Origin of the sequence: Geitlerinema sp. CS-897 (genome assembly GCF_028368005.1) — a bacterium.
In the GTDB taxonomy this organism is placed as follows: Bacteria; Cyanobacteriota; Cyanobacteriia; order Cyanobacteriales; family Geitlerinemataceae; genus Baaleninema; species Baaleninema simplex.
On sequence record NZ_JAQNCQ010000364.1, the window covers coordinates 23,707 to 29,706 of the forward strand.

The 6,000-nt window shown below is 53.5% G+C and carries 3 protein-coding genes; 1 reads left to right on the forward strand and 2 read right to left on the reverse strand.

From position 1 onward, the window contains the following. Window positions 1-61 precede the first annotated feature (61 nt). Together POG22_RS23190 and POG22_RS23195 are read right to left on the reverse strand one after the other, a co-directional pair. Window positions 62-559, reverse strand: a complete 498-nt coding sequence (locus POG22_RS23190; protein WP_063718943.1) for a DUF1269 domain-containing protein — start codon at window positions 557-559, stop codon at window positions 62-64. Window positions 560-808: 249 nt separating this feature from the next. Further along, entirely contained in the window at window positions 809-3,217 is a 2,409-nt protein-coding gene (locus POG22_RS23195; protein WP_063718942.1) for a phosphoketolase family protein, read from the reverse strand. A 566-nt stretch (window positions 3,218-3,783) separates the two neighbouring features. Here POG22_RS23195 and glgX point away from each other — a divergent pair. Next, complete coding sequence (gene glgX / locus POG22_RS23200) at window positions 3,784-5,868, forward strand: glycogen debranching protein GlgX (protein WP_498907289.1); 2,085 nt, start codon at window positions 3,784-3,786, stop codon at window positions 5,866-5,868. Window positions 5,869-6,000: the final 132 nt, after the last annotated feature.

Here is a 6,000-nt window from a genome sequence, read left to right on the forward strand (position 1 = left end):
TCGACGATACCGGGGGTTGAACTCACGCACGAAACCGAACCGAGATCTAAGCAGGCGCTTCCTATAGAGAAATCCCTCGATTCGACAAGACTTCCTGAAGCTGGTTCTCGCGATCCTTACTCAACGACGTGCGAAGCACCTTTCCGCCGTACTGCGCCACTTCATCGAGAACCTTATCCGGCGTGACTTTCCGAACCAACAAGAACAACGCAGAACTTCCCGGTGTCATCGACTCGCCCAGGTCTTTCATGAAGTCGTCATCGACGCCAATGTCGCTGAGAGCGCCTCCAATAGCACCTCCAGCTGCACCGACAGCGGCACCGAAAAGCGGGCTGAGGAACAGAGTGCCGATGAGCAGTCCCCAGAATCCGCCACTGGCAGCTCCGGCTGCGGTGAGGTTGATGGCTTGATTGAGCTTGACTTTACCTTTTTGGTCTTTAATGACGACAGCGGCGTCTTCGAGTTCGATGAGATGCTCTTTTTGTAACTTCATCAGTGCTAGGCGCACTTCTTCAGCTTTATATTCGTCGTCGTAAGCAACTGCAATGAGATCGCTCATATTTTCTCCTGGTTACAACATCAATCTGTTTAAGGGAGGAAAAGTGTAGGGTGGGCAATGCCCACCAACCTCTACATTTAGTGGTTAACGTTGAAGTGCGTAAGTCCTACATCAATTCGGGAAAAGATAAGGAGTCGGTGCGTGACGAGTTGGCCGGTAAAACCGGATACTTTTCTTGTCTTTAGGTCACGCACCCTACGACTGGTGACTAAAACACTCTTCCCTTTTCCTTTTACCCTCTTCACTGATTTAGTACGGCCATTTCCAGTGGGTGATTTCGGGTTTGTCCATACCGTGTTCGAGGACGTAGTGCAAGTTGCTGATGATTTCGTTCTTCATCCGTTCTTTGACGTAAGCCCCCGCAGAACCCAGTTTAGGCACGCGATCGATGACATCGATAACGAGATTGAAGCGATCGATTTGGTTGCGAATCGCCAACTCCAACGGCGTGTTGATATTCCCCTGTTCTTTATAGCCGCGAACGTGAATCCGTTCTTGATTGCTGCGGCGATAGGTGAGTTTGTGAATCAACCAGGGATAGCCGTGGAAGTTGAACATGACCGGTTTGTCCGGGGTGAACAAACTATCGAAGTCTCGGTTCGAGAGTCCGTGGGGGTGTTCGCCTTCCGATTGCAAGCGGAACAAGTCCACCACGTTGATAAACCGGACTTTAATGTGGGGAAACTCTTCCCGCAGGATGGCCGTCGCCGCTAACGCTTCCATCGTGGGAATGTCGCCGCAGCAGGCCATAATCACGTCCGGTTCGTCGGGTTCTTTGCCGCAGTCGTCGTTGCTGGCCCATTCCCAAATCCCGATACCTTTGGTGCAGTGGGCGATCGCCTCGTCCATCGTCAGATACTGGAGGTGGTTTTGCTTGTCGGCGACAATGACGTTGACGTAGTTCTTACTCCGCAAGCAGTGATTGGTGACGGATAACAAACAGTTGGCGTCCGGCGGAAGATAAATCCGCGTCACCTCGGCACTTTTGTTCGTCACCAAGTCGATGAAACCGGGGTCTTGGTGGCTGAAGCCGTTGTGGTCTTGACGCCACACCACTGACGACAGCAGGATGTTCAACGACGACACCGGCGCGCGCCAGGGAACTTCGTGTTTGCAGATATCCAACCATTTGGCGTGTTGGTTGAACATCGAATCGATGACGTGGGCGAAGGCTTCGTAAGTGTGGAACAAGCCGTGTCGTCCGGTGAGTAGATAACCTTCCAACCACCCTTCTAGGGTATGTTCGCTGAGCATTTCCATCACTCGCCCGTCGGGAGATAAAAGGCTTCCGTCGGCGTCTTCGGGTAGAATTTCCCCCATCCAGGCTTTTTGAGTGACTTCGTACAGCGCCCCGAGACGGTTGGAGGCGGTTTCGTCGGGACCGAACACCCGGAAATTGGTCATATTGTTCCGCATCACGTCCCGCAGAAACTCGCCCATGATGCGGGTGTTTTCCACTTCGACCTGTCCGGGCGTCGTGACTTCGACGGCATAATCGCGGAAGTCGGGTAATTTCAGGTCTTTGCGGACTAAACCCCCGTTGGTGATGGGGTTGGCGCTCATGCGGCGATCGCCGGTCGGGGCGAGTTCCTTCAGTTCGGGGATCAGGGTTCCGTTTTCGTCGAAGAGTTCTTCGGGCTTGTAACTCTTCATCCAGGCTTCGAGTTGTTTTAAGTTCTCGGGGTTTTTGTGAACGTCTGCCAGGGGAACTTGGTGCGCTCGCCAAAACCCTTCGACTTTATGACCGTTGACTTCCGCCGGTCCCGTCCAGCCTTTGGGGGTGCGGAAAATTATCATCGGCCAGCGGGGGCGCGTCGCCACGCCGCTTTGACGGGCTTCTTGTTGAACGCGTCGGATTTCGCTGATGCACTGTTCGTACGTGGCCGCCATTTTCTGGTGCATGGTCTCGGGGTCACTTCCTTCAACGACGTAAGGGGTGTACCCGTAGCCTCGGAACAATGCTTCGAGTTCTTCGGAGGAAATTCGAGACAAGAGGGTGGGGTTGGCGATTTTATAGCCGTTCAGGTGCAGGATGGGGAGAACGGCACCGTCACGGATAGGATTGAGGTATTTATTAGAGTGCCACGCTGTCGCCAGCGGCCCGGTTTCGGCTTCGCCGTCGCCGATAACTGCTGCCACGATGAGGTTTGGGTTGTCGTAGGCAGCACCGAAGGCGTGAGACAGGCTATAGCCGAGTTCGCCCCCTTCGTGAATGGAACCGGGGGTTTCTGGGGTGACGTGACTGCCGATATGTCCGGGGAAGGAAAACTGTTTGAAGAATTTTCGCATCCCCTCTTCGTCTTCGCTTTTGTCGGGGTAGATTTCTGAGTAGGTGCCTTCGAGGTAAACGGGGCCGAGGACGCCCGGTGCGCCGTGACCGGGACCGGCGATGTAGAGAGCGTTGAGGTCGTATTTTTTGATGAGACGGTTGAGGTGGATGTAGAGGAAGCTCAAGCCAGGACTCGATCCCCAGTGACCGAGAAGCCGTTTTTTGACCTGTTCGGGTTTGAGAGATTCTTTGAGGAGCGGGTTGGTTTTGAGGTAAATCATGCCGACGGCCAGGTAGTTGGCAGCTCGCCAGTAAGCATGGATTTTTTGGAGTTCTTCGGAACTGAGGGGAGTTCGATCTTCGAGAGGTTTTGTAGGGGCTACAGTCATAATTGCAATGTCAATTCGTCAATTTTTTGTTAGGTTAGTTTCGATCTTTGAGGGGATCGAACGTTTGAAACCTTACTGAGGTCAAATCGTCCAGTGAAGTCTGTTTCAGGAAGAGATTTATTCTCGTCGAGAATTTACGGACGATTGTAGGCGATCGCGACTCGCAATAACTTTATGAAAATATTAAAAATCCACGATGTTGTTTTCGACACGATCGCCTCGATTTGCTAGATCGAACGGACTCCAAGCTGCCTCACAATCGTCTGCAACTCACGGCGTACCTTCGATCTTTTTCAATTTTTAACGTATAAAACCTGTAAGTTTCAAGCCAAAAGCTGCCAAAAATTACAATTTCAACCCAATCTTAAATCTTAAAAAATGTTTAACCTGAAATTAATATAAGTGCTAGATTTGCAAGTGTAGACTTTGCCCGTATAATAGCGACATTTCAAGAAAAGAGCAACCTAGAATTCAATCGGACAAGTATAGAGGTCAGGGAGGTGACTCGGCGTCCGTAAGATTCAATTTACATTGATGTGTTGAGAGAGGGAGCGATCGCTTCGAGTATGGGATTGAGAACAGTTTTAACCGGAGAGAGTTTTCCTCTCGGTGCCACAGTCAAGTCAAACGGTACGAACTTCGCGCTGTTTTCTAAATATGCCGAAGCCGTGACGTTGTTATTGTTCGATCGCCCCGACGACGCTCGACCGTCGCGGATGATTCCCCTCGACCCCCAACGTCATAAAACCTCCCACTACTGGCACGTGTTCGTCCCCGGTGTCGGGGCGGGACAACTTTACGGCTATCGGGTTCTCGGTCCCAACCATCCCGATCGCGGGTTGTGCTTCGACAGTGCCAAAGTCCTCCTCGACCCCTACGCAAAAGCGGTGGCGACGGATACTTACGATCGCGCCGCAGCCATCCGACCCGGCGACAATTGTGCCTACGCTCTCAAAGGGGTCGTTGTCGATACCGAAGGCTACGATTGGGAAGGCGATCGCCACCCCAAAACTCCCTACGCCAGTACGGTGATCTACGAACTCCACGTGGGCGGCTTTACTCGCCATCCCAGTTCCGGCGTCGCCCCAGAAAAACGCGGAACCTTCGCCGGACTCGTCGAAAAAATTCCCTATCTCAAAGAATTGGGCGTGACGGCAGTAGAATTACTCCCGGTGCAGCAGTTCGACGAGAACGATGCCCCCGACGGATTCCCCAACTACTGGGGATACAGCCCCATCGCCTTTTTCGCCCCCCACAACCGTTACTGTTCCCGCAAAGATCCCCTCGGGGCGATCGACGAATTTCGCGACACCGTCAAAGCGTTACATCGAGCGGGAATTGAAGTCATTCTCGATGTGGTGTTCAACCATACTGCTGAGGGCAACGAATACGGTCCGACCCTCTCTTACCGAGGACTGGCCAACGAAACTTACTACATCCTCGACAAAGACCCTGCCCGATACAGCAACTACAGCGGTTGCGGCAATACGTTTAGAAGCCATCACGCCGTCGTCGGTCGGTTGATTCTCGACTGTTTGCGGTATTGGGTGTCTGAGATGCACGTCGATGGCTTTCGCTTCGACCTGGCGTCGGTACTTTCGCGAGACTACCACGGCAAACCCCAAGAAGACCCACCGATTTTGTGGGCGATCGAATCCGATCCCGTGTTGGCGGGAACCAAACTCATCGCCGAAGCCTGGGACGCCGCCGGACTGTACCAGGTGGGGTCGTTCATCGGCGATCGCTTTGCAGAATGGAACGGGCCGTTTCGCGACGACGCACGCCGTTTCGTCAAGAGCGATCGCAACACGGTTTCCTGCCTAGCTGCCCGACTCATCGGTAGTCCCGACATTTACAAACAGCCCGATCGCGACCTCAACCGCAGCATTAATTTCATTACCTGTCACGACGGCTTCACCCTCAACGACCTCGTATCCTACAACCACAAACACAACCTCGCCAACGGCGAAGATAACTGCGACGGATCGAACGACAACCACAGTTGGAACTGCGGCGTCGAAGGAGACACCGACGATCCCCACGTCGAAGCCTTACGCCGCCAACAAATCAAAAACCTGCTGACGGTGTTGTTGATGTCTCAGGGAACGCCGATGTTACTGATGGGGGACGAAGTGCGGCGATCGCAGCGAGGCAATAACAACGCGTACTGTCAGGATAACGAATTGAGCTGGTTCGATTGGACGCTGTGCGATCGCAACGCCGAAACCTTACGGTTTACGCGAAAACTCGTCCACTTCATCCAAACCCGCAAAATTTTCCAAGTCGAAGAATTTCTCACCATCGGTAGCCATCCCATCAGCCCGAGTTTGCGCTGGCACGGCGTTTGTCTGGGCGAACCCGATTGGAGTCGCGACTCCCACACCCTCGCTTTCAGCTTGCGCTATCCCCAAGCCGACGAATTTCTCTACATCGCCTTTAACGCCTATTGGGAACCCCTTGACTTCGAGTTACCCCACTTACCCGAATCCCAGCAGTGGCATCGCCTCGTCGATACCGCGTTACCCTCTCCCGAGGATATCTCGTCCCCCGAAACCGCGTCCCCTGTCAAAGGCAACATTTACCACCTCGCCGAGCGATCGAGCATCGTACTTTACAGTCGCCAGTCGCCAGTCGTAGGGTGCGTGACCTAAAGACAAGAAAAGTATCCGGTCTTACCGGCCAACTCGTCACGCACCGACTCCATAGAGTATTCCCCCTCTCCCCTTCTCCCCTTCTCCCCTTCTCCCCTTCTCCCCTTCTCCCCCTCTCCCCCTCTCCCAAAA